The organism is Allobosea sp. GW821-FHT10B12 (assembly GCF_059415545.1).
Window position 1 is genome coordinate 319,217 of sequence record NZ_JBWKNL010000001.1, and the last position, 15,617, is coordinate 334,833.

15 protein-coding genes are annotated in these 15,617 nt (G+C 66.3%); 13 read left to right on the top strand and 2 right to left on the bottom strand.

Translation table 11 applies throughout. The annotated features are described in order from the left end of the window. Positions 1-181: 181 nt before the first annotated feature. From AC07O0_RS01550 to AC07O0_RS01570, 5 genes are all read left to right on the top strand, one after another. Entirely contained in the window at positions 182-445 is a 264-nt protein-coding gene (locus tag AC07O0_RS01550; protein WP_454026551.1) for a hypothetical protein, read from the top strand. Positions 446-594: 149 nt separating this feature from the next. Next, a complete protein-coding gene (locus tag AC07O0_RS01555; RefSeq protein ID WP_494619457.1) occupies positions 595-1,770 on the top strand; it encodes an acyl-CoA dehydrogenase family protein in 1,176 nt (391 codons plus the stop codon). Continuing rightward, a complete protein-coding gene (locus tag AC07O0_RS01560) occupies positions 1,767-2,387 on the top strand; it encodes a TetR/AcrR family transcriptional regulator (protein ID WP_494619458.1) in 621 nt (206 codons plus the stop codon). The genes AC07O0_RS01555 and AC07O0_RS01560 overlap by 4 nt, the downstream gene beginning before the upstream one ends. A gap of 48 nt (positions 2,388-2,435) precedes the next feature. Continuing rightward, positions 2,436-4,754 (top strand): putative bifunctional diguanylate cyclase/phosphodiesterase, encoded by a 2,319-nt coding sequence (locus tag AC07O0_RS01565; RefSeq protein ID WP_494619460.1) that lies wholly within the window; start codon positions 2,436-2,438, stop codon positions 4,752-4,754. 65 nt (positions 4,755-4,819) lie between these two features. Further along, complete coding sequence (locus AC07O0_RS01570; RefSeq protein WP_494619461.1) at positions 4,820-5,863, top strand: histone deacetylase family protein; 1,044 nt, start codon at positions 4,820-4,822, stop codon at positions 5,861-5,863. A gap of 183 nt (positions 5,864-6,046) precedes the next feature. Here AC07O0_RS01570 and msrA read toward each other — a convergent pair whose 3' ends face one another. Beyond that, positions 6,047-6,553, bottom strand: a complete 507-nt coding sequence (msrA, locus tag AC07O0_RS01575; RefSeq protein WP_494619462.1) for a peptide-methionine (S)-S-oxide reductase MsrA — start codon at positions 6,551-6,553, stop codon at positions 6,047-6,049. A gap of 86 nt (positions 6,554-6,639) precedes the next feature. Continuing rightward, positions 6,640-8,196 (bottom strand): acetolactate synthase large subunit, encoded by a 1,557-nt coding sequence (locus tag AC07O0_RS01580; protein ID WP_494619464.1) that lies wholly within the window; start codon positions 8,194-8,196, stop codon positions 6,640-6,642. A gap of 265 nt (positions 8,197-8,461) precedes the next feature. On the opposite strand from AC07O0_RS01580, the gene AC07O0_RS01585 reads away from it, so the two are divergent. The 8 genes from AC07O0_RS01585 to AC07O0_RS01620 all read left to right on the top strand — a co-directional run bounded on the left by AC07O0_RS01585 (position 8,462) and on the right by AC07O0_RS01620 (position 15,547). After that, positions 8,462-9,400, top strand: a complete 939-nt coding sequence (locus tag AC07O0_RS01585; protein WP_494620634.1) for an ABC transporter substrate-binding protein — start codon at positions 8,462-8,464, stop codon at positions 9,398-9,400. Beyond that, a complete protein-coding gene (locus AC07O0_RS01590; RefSeq protein WP_494619465.1) occupies positions 9,397-9,918 on the top strand; it encodes a mismatch-specific DNA-glycosylase in 522 nt (173 codons plus the stop codon). The genes AC07O0_RS01585 and AC07O0_RS01590 overlap by 4 nt, the downstream gene beginning before the upstream one ends. Beyond that, complete coding sequence (locus AC07O0_RS01595) at positions 9,915-10,688, top strand: ABC transporter permease (RefSeq protein ID WP_494619467.1); 774 nt, start codon at positions 9,915-9,917, stop codon at positions 10,686-10,688. The genes AC07O0_RS01590 and AC07O0_RS01595 overlap by 4 nt, the downstream gene beginning before the upstream one ends. Then, positions 10,685-11,470: an ABC transporter ATP-binding protein gene (locus AC07O0_RS01600; protein WP_494619469.1), complete on the top strand. Its 786-nt coding sequence runs from the start codon at positions 10,685-10,687 to the stop codon at positions 11,468-11,470. Before AC07O0_RS01595 ends, AC07O0_RS01600 begins: the two co-directional genes overlap by 4 nt. Before the next feature lie 129 nt (positions 11,471-11,599). Then, positions 11,600-12,352 (top strand): FadR/GntR family transcriptional regulator, encoded by a 753-nt coding sequence (locus tag AC07O0_RS01605; RefSeq protein WP_494619471.1) that lies wholly within the window; start codon positions 11,600-11,602, stop codon positions 12,350-12,352. 43 nt (positions 12,353-12,395) lie between these two features. Next, a complete protein-coding gene (locus AC07O0_RS01610) occupies positions 12,396-13,367 on the top strand; it encodes a sialic acid TRAP transporter substrate-binding protein SiaP (protein WP_494619472.1) in 972 nt (323 codons plus the stop codon). Between the two features lie 191 nt (positions 13,368-13,558). Next, on the top strand, positions 13,559-14,137 hold the full coding sequence (locus AC07O0_RS01615; protein ID WP_494619474.1) for a TRAP transporter small permease: 579 nt from the start codon (positions 13,559-13,561) through the stop codon (positions 14,135-14,137). Positions 14,138-14,140: 3 nt separating this feature from the next. Further along, complete coding sequence (locus tag AC07O0_RS01620; RefSeq protein WP_494619476.1) at positions 14,141-15,547, top strand: TRAP transporter large permease; 1,407 nt, start codon at positions 14,141-14,143, stop codon at positions 15,545-15,547. Positions 15,548-15,617 lie beyond the last annotated feature (70 nt).

Consider the following 15,617-nt stretch of genomic DNA (forward strand, 5'->3'; position numbering starts at 1 on the left):
CTACAAGGATAGATCCGATCTAAATTACTGCAACTTGCTGAAATGGGTTTCTTGTATTCATTTGCCTGTACGTTAAGGCTAGCAAGTATGGTTAATTATGTGTTCAAGTTGCGATCAAAATGGAATGCACTCAAAACGTGCATATCGCTTCGATACCCGGAGCGAGTGCAGGGAGAGAAAGATGAAGTACGCAATTGTTCTTGCCTCGATCGCTGCCTTTTCCGTCACCCCCGCCTTCGCCGGCAGCAAGGGTGGCCGCGGCGGCGGCCTTCTCGGCGGCGTGGTCACCACGGTGGCCTCGGTCACGACCGCCGTCTCGAACGTCAAGGTGCTCAACAACGTCTCGGTGCTGAGCGGCAATGGCATCCTGAACGGTAACAAGGTCAGCGTCGGTCGCGGCGGCATCGGGATCGGCAATGGCGGCCACGGCTGCGGCTGCAACTGATCCCTGACGAAAGCCTGGCCGAAGCCACGCATATCGACCCGGCTGAGAGGGGTGCCTATCGCCCCTCTCGTCCTGTTCAATATCGAGATTGCCTACCTTCCGACCGGTAGGTTAAGCTCCCGGGGAGATAGCGGAGCATGATGGCGGCGATGGACAGTTTCGATGCGGTCGGCGGCGGGACGTTGCGCTCGCCCTATTTCGGCGAGGAGCACGAGGCGCTGCGCGACCAGCTGCGCCGCTTCGTCACGAATGAGGTCAAGCCGCATGGGCTCGCCTGGGAAGAGGCCGGGATGGTGCCGCGGCAGGTGCTGGCCCGCATGGGCGAGCTCGGTTTCCTCGGCATCCGCTACCCCGCAGAGTATGGCGGCTCCGAGCTCGACACGCTCGCGACGGTGGTGCTGGCCGAGGAGCTCGGCCGCTCGACCTTCTCGGGTTTCGCCATCACCGCGCTGGTCCATACCGACATGGCCTCGGTCCATCTCTTCAATGCCGGCAGCAAGGTGCAGCGCGACCGCTGGATGCCGGATATCGTCGCCGGCAAGGTGATCTGCGCCATCGCCGTCACCGAGCCCGATGCCGGCTCCGATGTGAAGGGCATCCGCACCACGGCACGGCGCGAGGGCGACTTCTACGTGCTGAACGGCGCCAAGATGTTCATCACCAACGGCGTCCATGCCGATCTCTATTGCGTCGCCGCCAAGACCGATCCTTCGGCCAAGCCCTCGCAGTCGGTCTCGATGTTCCTGGTCGAGAAGGGCACGCCGGGCTTCCGCGTCAGCCGCGCCCTCGACAAGCATGGCTGGCGCTCCTCCGACACGGCCGAGCTGGTCTTCGAGGAGTGCCGGATCCCCGTGGAGAACCTGCTCGGCGGCGAGGGCCGCGGCTTCTACGCGATCATGCGCAACTTCCAGAACGAGCGCACCGTGATCGGCGCCATGGCGATGGGCGAGGCGCAGGCCGCGATCGAGCTGACGGTCGACTATGTCCGCACCCGCACCGCCTTCGGCGCGCCGCTCTGGGACAAGCAGGCGATCCGCCAGAAGCTCGCCATGCTCGCAGGCAAGGTCGAGGCCGGACGCCAGCTCGTCCATCACGCCGCCTGGCTCGACGCCAGGGGCTTCGATGCGACGCGCGAGGTCTCGATGGTCAAGGCCTATTGCGGCGAGCTGGTCAACGAGGTGATGTACGCCTGCGTCCAGTTCCATGGCGGCATGGGCTTCATGCGCGAGAGCGCGATCGAGCGCATGGCCCGCGATGCCCGCGTCCAGGCGATCGGCGGCGGCGCCACCGAGGTCATGCTCGAAGAGGTGGCGAAGCGGCTGTGACGGTGGTGTCGGGACGGGCCGAGCGGGCGGAACTGGAGGGCGGCGCGCGCCGCCTGATCCTCGACCATGCTGCGCGTTTGCTGCGCAGCAATGGCTACCATCAGACCAGTTTGCGCGAGATCGCCGAGGCCGTCGGCATCCGCAAGGCCAGCCTCTATCACCACTTCGGCTCCAAGGAGGAAATCGTCGAGGCCGTCGTCAATGACGGCGTCCGCCTGGTTCATGAGACGGTGATGTATGCCTTGGGTGTTGCGGGCGAGGCGACTCCGCGCCAGCGCCTCAAGGCGGCGATCGCGGCCCATCTCGCTGCCTTGCATGGCCATTCCGACTACACCTGCGCCAGCATCAAGGTCTTCAGCTTCGGCGAGAATCCGACGCCGGAAAGCGTGCGCCGCACGCGGCGCGCCTATGACGATCTCTGGCGGGCGCTGATCGAGGAGCTCGCCGCCGCCGACGTGCTCGCGCCCGGCGTCGTACCGGAACGGCTGCGGCTTTTCCTGCTCGGCGCCATGAACGGCTCGGTCGACTGGTACCGCGAGGGCCGTTTCGACATCGCGCAACTTGCCGGCGAGCTCACGGCCCTGGCTGCGCCGGCCGATGCTGGCGGGGATCGCTGACCGCCCCGCCTTAACCTGCCCTTGACTCGTGCCGGACAAGGGTACGGCATGACGCGCGACGGCCTGTTTCGATTTGGTGGCGAATTTCGTGATTCCGCCCGCGAAGCGGCGTTTCGCGATGCGCGCTTCGGCGAGACGCTGCGGCAGTGCCGGCTGATCTTCCTGATCTCGGCGGTGCTCAACACGCTCTTCCTCGCCAGCGACTGGCGCTTCCACGGCACGCCGCACTTCTTCGTCGCCGTGCCGGCGCGGCTGATGGTCGTCTTCGCCTCGCTGCTCTGCTTCGCATTGGTGCGCAAGGCGACGCGCTTTTCGCAGGCGCAAGCCGTGCTGATCCTCTGGGAGGTCTCGACCGGGCTGATGGTCGCGCTGCTGGTGTCGTCACGCAGCGATCTCGCGCTCTTCGTCGTGCTGATGCTGCCGTCGATCTTCTATCTGGTGTCGCCGACCTCTTTCCGCTGGACGATGACGCTGGGGCTGGGTTGCAGCGCGCTGATGCTCGCCGGCTATCTCGGCGGCGGGCCGCTACCCACGACGCTGCTCGGCTTGATCCTTGTCCTCGTCATGCTCAATTTCGCGCTCGGGCTGGTCGTCGTGCATGGCAACCGCCTGCGCCGGCTCGAATGGGCAGCGACCCAGGCCGAGCGCCAGGCCAAGAACGAGCTCGGTGCCAGCCAGGCGATGATCGAGCGCGTCTTCATGGCCGTGCCGATCCCGCTGATCGTCACCTCGCGCGGCGAGGGCCGCTTCCTGCGCGGCAACGATGCGGCGAAGCGCTATTTCGGTGACGAGGTCACGCAGGCGCAGGTCCAGGACGTGCTGCTCGACGGCGGCAATCGTCGCGTCATCGCCCGCCTGCTCAACGACCACGACCAGATCGAGGGCCATGAGGCGCAGGTGCGCGACGGCAGCGGCGCCATCCGCGACGTGTTGATCACCGCGACGACGCTGCCGATCGGTGAAACACCGGCCGTCGTTGCTGGCATCGTCGACATCACTGACCGCAAGGCGGCCGAGGCCCGCACCCGCCGGCAGGCGACGCATGACGCGCTGACCGGCCTGCCGAACCGTTTGCTGTTCGGCGAGCGGATGCAGCAGGCGCTGGCGCGGATGGCGAGCAAGGGCGGGGCTGTCGGCCTCTTCCTGATCGATCTCGACGACTTCAAGTCGATCAACGACACGCTCGGCCACGATGCCGGCGACGCGCTGCTGATCGAGGCGGGTAAGCGGCTCGCGGCTGCGATCGGTCCGGACGAGCTCGTCGCCCGGCTCGGCGGCGACGAGTTCGTCGTACTCTCGACGCAGCGGCTGACGGGACTGCAGGCGCTGGTCAAGGGCGAAGCATTGATCGAGGTGCTGCGCCAGCCCTGCGAACATGCCGGGCAGACGATCGCGACCCGGGCCAGCCTCGGCATCGCGCTGGCGCCCGAGCATGACCGCGACGGCGTCGAATTGATGAAAGACGCCGATCTCGCGCTCTACCGGGCCAAGGCCAACGGCCGCAACATGGCCGTCGTCTACGAGCCGGCGATGCGGGCCGCGATGGCGCGCCGCGTCGCCGTCTGCCAGGGGCTGGCCGGGGCGTTGAAGGAAGAGCGTATCCTGCCCTACTACCAGCCGCAGGTCGCGCTCGACACCGGCCGGATCGCCGGCTTCGAGGCCCTGGCGCGCTGGCGCCATTCCGAGCGGGGGATCATTCCGGCGGCCGCCTTCCAGGAAGGCTTCCAGGACGCCGAGATCGCCGCCGGGATCAGCGATGCGATCATCGCAGCCGTGGTGAACGACCTGCGGCGCTGGCTCGATGCCGGCCTCGATGTCGGCCATATCTGCGTCAATCTCGCGGCCAGCGTCTTCCGCGATCCGGCGCTGCCGGAGCGCCTGCTCGGGCAATTGGCTGCGGCCGGCGTCCCGGCCAGCCATTTCGGGGTCGAGGTCACCGAGACCGTGCTGCTCACCCGCAATGCCGACGAGGCCGAGCGCACGCTGAAGACGCTGCGCGCCGCGGGCCTGCGCGTCGCGCTCGACGATTTCGGCACCGGCTACGCCTCGCTCACCCATCTCAAGCGCTTCCCAGTCGATGCGCTCAAGATCGATCGCGGCTTCGTCAGCCATGTCACCGAGAATGGCGGTGATGCGGCGATCGTGCGGGCATTGCTCCAGCTTGCCGCCGATCTGCGCCTCGACGTCATCGCCGAGGGCGTCGAGACCGCCGAGCAGGAGGCATTCCTGAAAGAGCAGGGCTGCCGCTTCGCCCAGGGCTATCGCTACGCCAAGCCGGCGCCCGCCAATCGCGTGCCCTGGCTGCTGCAGCTGCCCGACCTGCTGCCCAAGGGCGACGCCATGCACGGGGATAGTGCCGCCGCCTGATCAGGCGCACTGGTCGCGACGTGGTTTTCGTGGCGCTATGCCGGCATCAAAGACCGGAGCCTTGCATGCGCGCCTTCTATCATCCCGACCAGTCCAAGCACGATCCGCAGCAATATATGCGCTTCGGCCAGATCGTCGCGCCGAAGGACCTGCCGGAGCGGACCGAGCGGCTGCTCGGCGCGCTGGCGAAGCACGGCATCACGCCCGAGCGTCCGGCCGAGCATGGCACCGGGCCGGTGCTTGCGGTCCATGACGAAGGCTTCGTCCGCTTCCTCGAGGGGCTGTGGCAGCGCTGGCTCGCTCTGCCCGAGCGCGGGCCCGAGGCCTGGCCCAATACCTTCCCCTATTGGAGTGGCCGCACCGACGAGGATGTCCGCCCGCCCTGCCGCCCGACCGGGATCGTCGGCCAGATGGGCTGGTATCTCGGCGACATGTCCGTGCCGGTCGGCGAGCATTGCTGGCTCTCGACCTTGCGCTCGGCCGAGACCGCGGTCTCGGGCGCCGAGGCGATCCTCGCCGGCGAGCGCGCGGTCTATTCGCTCTGCCGTCCGTCGGGCCATCATGCCCGCGCCGACCGCGCCTCCGGCTTCTGCTATCTCAACAACACTGCGATCGCGGCGCAGCGCCTGCGCAGCAAATTCGGCAAGGTCGCGATCCTCGATGTCGACGCCCACCATGGCGACGGCACCCAGCAGATCTTCTATCGCCGGAACGATGTGCTGACGATCTCGGTCCATGCCGACCCGGTGAACTATTATCCCTTCTTCACCGGCTATGAGGACGAGCGCGGCAACGGGGCAGGGGAGGGCTTCAACCTCAATTTGCCGCTCGCCCCCGGCGCCGGCGGCGCCGAGATGGAGGCGGCGGTCGACCGCGCCGGCCGCGCCATCCGCGAATTCGGTGCCGAGGTCCTGGTGATCGCCCTCGGCTATGACGCCCACAAGGACGACCCGATCGGCGTGCTCAAGCTCGAAGCCGCCGATTTCGGCACGATCGGCGAGCGGGTGAAGGCGCTCGGCCTGCCGACCCTGGTGGTGCAGGAGGGCGGCTACGCGATCGAGGCGATCGGCGATTGCCTCGATGCCTTCCTGGGTGGGTTCAAAGATTGAGGTTTATCCTTCTCCCCTCGGGGGAGAAGGTGGCCCGGCATAGCCGGGTCGGATGAGGGAAGGGCCGCGTAAGCGGCCCTTTGTCGTTCACCCAGTCGTAGCGCCCTCATCCCCCTGCCGGGACCTTCTCCCCCGAGGGGAGAAGGGGCTGCATCAACGGCCGTGCGCGGCCTTTGAACTCCGCTATTCCGCCGCCTCACGCCGCGGCAGCACCCAGTCCGGACGGACCCAGTGGCAGGTGTAGCCGGCCGGATAACGCTCGAGATAATCCTGGTGCTCCGGCTCGGCCTCCCAGAAATCGCCTTCGGGCTTGACCTCGGTAACCACCTTGCCCGGCCAGCGTCCGGAGGCGTTCACCTCGGCGATCACCTCCTCGGCGATCTTCTTCTGGGCCTCGTCGACATAGTAGATGCCCGAGCGATAGCTGGTGCCGAGGTCGTTGCCCTGGCGGTTCAGCGTGGTCGGGTCGTGGATCTGGAAGAAGAACTCCACCAGCTGCCGGTAGCCGATCTTGGCGGGGTCGAAGCTGATCTCGATCCCCTCGGCATGGCTGCCGTGATTGCGATAGGTCGCGTTCTTCACGTCGCCGCCGGTATAGCCGACCCTTGTCGTCTCGACGCCGGGGAGCTTGCGGATCAGGTCCTGCATGCCCCAGAAGCAACCGCCTGCGAGTACAGCACGTTCCGTCATGTCAAACCTCCTTGCTGCCGCCGAGATAAGTATCGACATGCGAATTCGCCATGTCGTCGCGTTTGGTTACGGCGCAGGTCCGCAGCTCAGATCACCGCCTCGATCAGGAACGGCCCCTTGCGGCCGAGCGCTCCCTTGAACAGCCTGGCGAATTCTTCCGCCGTCGTCGCGCGGCCGGCCTCGACACCCATGCCCTTCGCCATCGACACCCAGTCGAGCGCCGGCTCGTCGAGATTGAGCATCAGCTTGGCGTTGCGGCCGAAATCATTGACGCCGACATTGCGCATCTCGCCGTGCAGGATCGCATAGGTCCGGTTGGCGAAGACGACGGTGACGACGTCGAGATTCTCGCGCGCCTGCGTCCAGAGGCCCTGCACCGTGTACATGCCGGAGCCGTCGGCCTGCATGCCGATGACCTTGCGGTCGGGGCAGGCAACGGCGGCGCCGACGCAGAGCGGAATGCCTTCGCCGATCGCGCCGCCGGTGAGCTGGATATAGTCGTGCTGCGGCGCGCCATGGCAGTCATAGTAGAAGCTGCGGCCCGACGAGACGGATTCGTCGCAGATGATCGCGTTCTCCGGCAGGAGCCGCGCCACGATGGTGCAGACCTTGTCGGCGTCGAGCGTCCCGGTCGGCAGCGCGTTGTCCGCCTTCTGCGGCGCGGCGATGAAGGCGGGCGGCGTCGCCTTGGCGGAGAGCTCGTCGGCCAGCGCCGCGATCGCATCCGGCAGGTCGTCGCCTTGCACGGCCAGTTGCTCGACCTGGCAGTTCTCGTGGACGAGCCGGCCCGGCTTGCCGGGATAGGCGAAGAAGCCGACCGGTACCTTGGCGCCGATCAGGACGAGCAGGTCGATATTGGCGAGCTGCTGCAGCGCCATGTCGATCGGATAGAACACCTTCGGGATAGCGACGCGGCCGGCGCCGCGCTCGATCCGCCCGTTCGACATCTGTGCGAAGATCTGCGCGCCGGTCGCGGCGCAGACCCGCGCCGCCATCGCCATCGGCCCCTCGCGCAGCGCCGAGCCGGTCAGCATGATCGCGGCGCGCGAGCCGTGCTTGCGCAGCAGGCCGGCGACCGCGCGAATCCGGGCCGCATCGACCTGCTTCGGCGCCGGCACCGGCGTGCGCTTCAGTTCCGCCGGCTCGACGCTGCCCCAGGCGCAATCGGCCGGCAGGATCACGGTGGTGACGCCGGGCAGCGAGAGCGAGGCGGCATAGGCTTCGCCGATCGCCGGGCCGACATCCTCCGGCGAAGCGATGCGGCGCACGAATTGCGACATGGGCCAGGCCAGGCTCTCGATGTCGCTGGTCAGCGGCGCATCGTGCTGGAGATGGTAGGTCGCGTGGTCGCCGACCACGTTGATCATCGGCGTATTGGCGCGCTTCGCATTGTGCATGTTGGCGAGCGCGTTCGCCATGCCGGGCCCGCAATGCAGCAGCGTCGCCGCCGGCTTGTCGGCCATGCGGGCATAGCCGTCGGCCGCGCCGGTGACGACGCCTTCGAACAGGCCGAGCACGCAGCGCATCTGCGGCTTGCGGTCGAGCGCCGCGACGAAATGCATTTCCGAGGTGCCGGGATTGGCGAAGCAGACATCGACATCGTTGACCAGCAGCGTGTCGCACAGGCGGTCGGCGCCATTCATCCGGGAAGACCTCTTTCATAGCCAAAGGCGCACCGCGCCTGTCATGCCGAGGGGAAGGGATCGCTACCGCAGTGTCAAACAAGAGAATGTCATTGCTTTCCCAAGTCCGGGTGATGCCGCCTTGACCGGTTTGCATATGCATTTAACGTGATCTGGAACGAAGCTTGCTTTATCGGGCGCCATCGGGCTGCGTTGGCCGGGGTGTCTGCCACAGGCGGAAACAAGAGGGGAAGGGTTCGTCATGACGGGTATCAAGCGTATCGGGATGTTGGCCGGGATCGGTCTTGCGGCTCTCATGGCCGCCGGCGGCGCGCAGGCGCAGACCAAGGTCAATGTCGGCATCTCCGGCTGGACCGGCTTCGCGCCGCTGGTGCTGGCCAAGGAGGCCGGCATCTTCGCCAAGAACGGGCTCGACGTCTCGATCAAGAAGATCCCGCAGAAGGACCGCCACCTCGCCATCGCCTCGGGTGACATCCAGTGCGCCGCGACCACGGTCGAGACCTGGATCGTCTGGGACGCCGTCGGCATCAAGACCAAGCAGATATTCCAGCTCGACAAGAGCTATGGCGCCGACGGCATGGCGGTGCGCGGCTCGACCAGCTCGATCAAGGACCTGAAGGGCAAGACGGTGGCAGCCTCCGCGCCCGGCACCTCGCCCTATTTCGCCCTCGCCTGGATCCTCAAGGAAAACGGCATGTCGGTGAAGGACGTCAGCGTCGTCAACATGGAGCCCGGCCCGGCTGCGCAGGCCTTCATCGCCGGCCAGAACGACGCCGCCATGACCTATGAACCCTATCTCTCGGCCGTGCGCGAGAAGCCCGAGGCCGGCAAGATCATCGCCACCACGCTCGACTACCCGATGGTGATGGACACCTTCGGCTGCACGCCGAAATTCCTCGCCGAGAACGACGCCGCTGCCGTAGCGCTGACCAAGAGCTATTTCGAGGCGCTGGAGCTGATCAAGGCCGATCAGGCCAAGGCCTATGGCATCATGGGCGCCGATGTGAAGCAGACCGGCGAGCAGTTCGGCAAGTCGGCCGGCTATCTGCGCTGGTCGGATGCCGCCGGCAACAAGGCCTTCTTCGCCGGCGAGTGGCAGGCCTTCACCACCAAGGCGGCCGAGCTGCTGCTCGAGATCGGCCTGATCAAGGCCAAGCCCGACATCGCCACGCTGGTCGAGACGAAGTACGTCGCCGGCAAGTGAGCGGTGATGTCCTGCCGGATGTGCTGAGCGCCGGCCTGCATGTCGTCTTCTGCGGCACGCAGGCCGGAGCAGCCTCTGCCCGGCGGGGCGCCTACTATGCCGGTCCCGGCAACAAGTTCTGGAAGACCCTGTTCGAGACCGGGCTGATCCCTGAGCCGCTCGGCCCCGCGGATTTCCGGGAGCTGCCGCGCTACGGCATCGGCTTCACCGATGTCGCCAAGGGGACGTCCGGCCCCGACACGGCGCTGACGCCGCAGCATTTCGATATCGCCGGCTTCCTGGTCAAGATTCATCAGCATGCTCCGGCGATCGTCGCGTTCAACGGCAAGCGTGCCGCCCAGGCTGCCCTGGGAGAGGTGAGGGGCGACAGGCTCGGCTATGGCCTGCGGTCCGCGCCGCTCGCCGGTGCTAGCGTCTTCATCCTGCCCTCCACCTCCGGGGCAGCCTCCGGCTACTGGTCCATCGAGCCCTGGCGTGAACTCGCCGCTCTCGTGAAGGAAACAAGTCTCAGACGATGAAACCACTTCAGCCGGTCTCCGCCGCCGCCCGTGTCGGCTACGGCGTCGCCTTCTTCGCGCTCTTCGTCGTCGTCTGGTCGGTCGCGACCTTCGGCGGCTATGTCCAGAAGCTCTTCCTCGCCGATCCGCTGACCATGGTCGGCGAAGGCTGGAACCTGCTCGTCAATCACGGCTTCCTGTTCGACATCGGCATGACGATCTGGCGGGTGCTGGGCGGCTTCATCCTGGCGGTGATCGTGGCGCTGCCGCTTGGCATCGCCATGGGCGCCTACAAGCCGGTCGAGGCCTTCCTCGAGCCTTTCGTCTCCTTCGCGCGCTATCTGCCGGCCTCGGCCTTCATCCCGCTCTTGATCCTCTGGGCCGGCATCGGCGAGACGCAGAAATTGCTCGTCATCTTCATCGGCTCGTTCTTCCAGCTCGTGCTGATGATCGCGGTCGCGGTCGGCGGCATCAGGCGCGACCTGGTCGACGCTGCCTATACGCTGGGCGCCAGCGATTCCTCGGTGGTGCGCCGGGTGCTCCTGCCCAATGCCGCGCCGGAGATCGCCGAGATTTTCCGCCTCGTCCTCGGCTGGGCCTGGACTTATGTCATCGTCGCAGAATTGATCGGCTCCTCCTCCGGCATCGGCCACATGATCACCGACAGCCAGGCGCTGCTCAACACCGGGCAGATCATCTTCGGCATCATCGTCATCGGCCTGATCGGGCTGATCTCGGATTTTCTCTTCAAGGCGGTCAACCAGCGCCTGTTTCCGTGGGCGCAAGCATGAGCAAGCTTCTGATCGACCAGGTCGGCAAGGTCTTTCCGGCGCGTGGCAAGGGCCAGGCGACGCGCGCGCTGATGCCGACCTCGCTCACCGTTGCCGACAACGACTTCATCACCATTCTCGGCCCCTCCGGCTGCGGGAAGTCGACGCTGCTGCGCATCATCGGCGGGCTGGAGACGGCGAGCGAGGGCAAGATCCTGCTCGACGGCGCCCCCGTCACCGGGCCGGGCGCCGATCGCGGCTTCGTCTTCCAGAGCTATACGCTCTTCCCCTGGCTGAGCGTGGTGCAGAACATCGCCTTCGGCCTGCGCGAGAAGGGCGTGCCCGAGCGCGAGCGCCTCGGCATCGCCCGCAAATGGGCCGAACGCGTCGGCCTCGCCGGCTTCGTCGACCATTTCCCCAAGCAGCTCTCCGGCGGCATGCAGCAGCGCACCGCGATAGCGCGTGCGCTCGCCAACGATCCAAAAATCCTGCTGCTCGACGAGCCCTTCGGCGCGCTCGACAACCAGACCCGCGCGCTGATGCAGGAAATGCTGCTCGGCATCTGGGAGCGCGAGCAGAAGACCGTGCTCTTCGTCACCCACGACATCGAGGAAGCGATCTTCGTCGGCTCGCGCGTCGTGGTGATGAGTGCGAGGCCGGGGCGGATCAAGGCCGATATCCCGGTCGAGCTGCCTCATCCTCGGCCCTACACGATCAAGACCTCGCCGGAATTCGTCGCGCTGAAGGAGCGGCTGGTCGAGGAGATCCGCGTCGAGGCGGTGCTGGCGGCCGAGGGACACTGAGGGCCTAAGCCACCATACCGGTTGACTCCGGACCGGTATGGTGGTTCCTTCCCTGTCGAAATTGGCCTGACCACATGGCCAAATCGAAGCCGTCCCAAACAGGCGGCGCAGGGAAGGGTCCGGGGAGCGATGCCGCTCGCAGTCGTCGAGTCGCCGCGTCTTTATCGGCAGATCGCCGATCAATTGCGCCATCTCATCGACCAGCATGAATTCCCGGTCGGCAGCCGCCTGCCGCCCGAACGCGAGCTCGCCGAGAAGCTCGGCGTCTCCCGTCCCTCGGTGCGCGAGGCCCTGATCGCGCTCGAAGTCGAGGGCCGGGTGCGCATCCGCATGGGCTCGGGGGTCTATGTCGTCGATCCCGCCCAGGCCGCCGCGCAACTCGCCGGAGCGGGCTTTCCCGTCGAGGGGCCGTTCGAGGTGCTGGCGGCACGCCGGCTGATCGAGGGCGCGGTCGCGGCCGAGGCGGCAGGGCAGGCGACGCCGGAGCATCTGACCGAACTCGCCGGCATTCTCGACCAGATGGAGCCGCCGGGTTTGCCGGCCGAACGGCTGATCGCGCTCGATCGCGCCTTCCATGTCGAGATCGCGGCGATGCTGGGCAACACCGTGCTGGTGCGCTGTGTCGGCGAGCTCTTCGACCAGCGCATGAGCCCGTATTTCCGCCAGCTCGCGCAGTATTTCGAGAACGAGGAATCCTGGCGCACCGCGGCGCGCGAGCACCGCGCCATCCTTGCTGCACTCGCCAACGGCGATCGCGATGCGGCGCGCGCGGCGATGTACGCCCATCTCCAGGCCTCGCAGGAGCGCTTTTCGCAGAGCTTCGGTGACACCGACCTCAAGCGGGCAGGCGAGCGTCAACGCCGGCCGCGGCCGATCAAATGACGCAGGCTTCGATCATATCCGAGAGTTCCAGGGAGGACTGACCATGAAGTTGCACTACGCCCTCGCCGCGCTCGCCGCCGGCGCTCTTTTCGCCGGCGCGCCGGCGCAGGCCCAGACCAAGCTGAAATGGGCCCATGTCTACGAAACCTCCGAGCCCTTCCACACGGAGTCGGTCTGGGCTGCCGAGGAGATCAAGAAGCGCAGCAACGGCAAATACGAGATCACGGTCTATCCGGCTTCGCAGCTCGGCAAGGAGACCGACATCAACCAGGGCCTGACGCTCGGTACGGTCGACATGATCATCTCGGGCTCGAGCTTCGCGGCGCGCGCCTATCCGCCGATCGGCGTGACCTACTACCCCTTCATCTTCCGCGGCCCCGACCATCTCCTCGCCTATGTGAAGAGCGACGTCTTCAAGGAGATGGCCAAGGGCTATGAGGAGAAGAGCGGCCACCAGATCCTGGCCGTGACCTATTACGGCACGCGCCACACCACCTCGAACAAGCCGATCAAGACCTGCGCCGACATGAAGGGCCTGAAGATCCGCGTGCCCGACGTGCCGGCCTATCTCGCCATGCCGCGCGCCTGCGGCGCCAACACCACGCCGATCGCCTTCGCCGAGGTCTATCTGGCGCTCCAGAACGGCACCGTCGAGGCGCAGGAGAATCCGCTCAACACCATCGACGCCAAGAAGTTCTACGAAGTGCAGAAGCACATCGTGCTCACCGGCCACATCGTCGACCACCTCAACACGGTCGTCTCGAAGCAGCTCTGGGCCAAGCTCCCGCCCGAGGACAAGAAGATCTTCACCGACGTCGCCCAGGAGGCGGCCGAGCGCGCCACCAAGAAGATCCAGGCGGACGAAACCAAGCTCGTCCAGGTCTTCAAGGACAAGGGCCTCTCGGTCACCGAGATCGACAAGGCCGACTTCCTCGCCGCGGTCCAGAAGAACGTGACCTTCGAGCAGTACGGCTATCGCAAGGCCGACTGGGAGCGGATCCAGGCGATCAAGTGACTCCTCCGTCATTCCGGGGCGCCGCGTAGCGGCGAGCCCGGAATCCAGAGCCGATGCCGTTTCAGGCAAGGCGCGGTGGCCGTCTCACTCCGGCGGACGCCCGCATCGGTTCTGGGTTCCGGGCTCAGGCCTTCGGCCTGCCCCGGAAAGACGGCGAGGTTCCCGCATTCCGTCGAACAGAAGACCATGCCATGACCACGACGCCGGAAGTCCATACCCAAGTCACCAGCGAGGAGATCGCCCACGTCTTCGACGAGGCGCCGCCGCCGGCCGACCTCTCCGGCTACGGCCTCGAGGACTGGGCGACGCTGGCCGCCTTCTGGCTGATGGTCGCCTGCGTCGTGGCGCAGTTCTTCACCCGCTACGTTCTCAATGACAGCTTCGCCTGGACCGAGGAGATCGCGATCTATGCGCTGATCGTCGTGGTCTTCCTCGGCTCCTCGCTCTGCGTGCGCGCCTCCAGGCACATCCAGGTCGACTTCCTCTACCGCTATCTCTCGCATGGTGCGGGCCGGGCGCTCTCGACCGCCGTAGATGTCATCCGCATCGGCTTCTTCGCCTATGGCACGGTGCTGGTGCATCGCTATGCCGAGCTCATCCCCGACGAGATGATGACGACGATCCAGTTCCCGAAATCGCCGGTGTTCTACGCCGTCGTCGTCGCCTTCGCGCTGATGACGCTGCGCTCGATCCAGGTCGCCTGGCAGAATTGGCGCCGGGGCTACTCCGTGCTGGAACGTCCCTCGGCCTTCGACGGCTCGGAGGCCTGACCCATGCTGATCCTGCTCGGAACCTTCCTCGGCCTGATGGTGCTCGGCGTGCCGGTCGCCATCTCGATGGCCGTCGCCTCGCTTGCCTTCATCCTCGTTTCCGGCACCGTGCCGGACGTGATCCTGGCGCAGCGCATGATCGCCGGCGTCGAGAGCTTCCCGCTGCTGGCGGTGCCCTTCTTCATCCTCGCCGGCAATCTGATGAACATCGCCGGCGTCACCGGCCGCATCTACTCCTTCTCCGTCGCCCTCGTCGGCTGGATGCGCGGCGGCCTCGCCCAGGTCAACATCATCGGCTCGGTGATCTTCTCCGGCATGTCGGGCACCGCGATCGCCGATGCCGCCGGCATCGGCACGATCGAGATCAAGGCGATGAAGGACCACGGCTATTCGACCGAGGTCGCGGTCGGCGTCACCGCCGCCTCGGCAACGCTCGGTCCGATCATCCCGCCGTCCCTGCCCTTCGTCATCTACGGCATGATGGCGAACACCTCGATCGGCGCGCTCTTCCTCGGCGGCGTCATCCCCGGCGTGGTCATGACGCTGTTCATGATGCTCACCGTCGCGATCTTTGCCCGCATCTACAAATGGGGCTCGGACACCAAGTTCTCGCTGCGCGAGCTCGGCTCTGCCGGCATCGAGGTCCTGGTCGTCATGGGCTTTCCGGTCCTGGCCTATGGGCTGGTCTTCGCCGGGCTCGACCCCAACCTCGCCATCGGCATCGCGCTCGCCGTGCTGCTGGCCATGGACTATTACTTCAACTTCTCGGCCGTTATGGCGCTGATGACGCCGGTCATCCTGATCGGTGGCATGACCATGGGCTGGTTCACGCCCACGGAGGCCGCCGCCGCCGCGGTGATCTGGTCGCTCTTCCTCGGCCTGGTGCGCTATCGCTCGATGACCATGCGCAGCCTGACCAAGGCGACCTTCGACACGATCGAGACCACCGCTTCGGTACTGTTCATCGTCACCGCCGCCTCGATCTTCGCCTGGCTGCTGACGGTGTCGCAGACGGCGCAGCTGCTCTCCGACCTGATCCTCGGCTTCACCCAGAACAAATGGGTGTTCCTGATCCTGGTCAACCTGCTGCTGCTGTTCATCGGCTGCTTCCTCGACACCATCGCGGCGATCACCATCGTCGTGCCGATCCTCCTGCCGATCGCGCTCAAGCTCGGCATCGACCCGATCCATTTCGGGCTGATCCTGACGCTCAACCTGATGATCGGCTTGCTGCACCCGCCGCTCGGCATGGTGCTGTTCGTGCTCTCGCGTGTCGCCAAGCTTTCGGTCGAGCGCACCACCATGGCGATCCTGCCCTGGCTGATCCCGCTCTTCGCGGCCCTGATCGCGATCACCTTCATCCCCGAGCTGACGCTCTGGCTGCCGCGCACCATGGGCATGATCAGATAGGGCCCGGACGGGGGGCGGGCTGGCAAAAGCGGGTCGCCGCCCCCATTTTTCCTGTCAGGAGGCTGGCAGC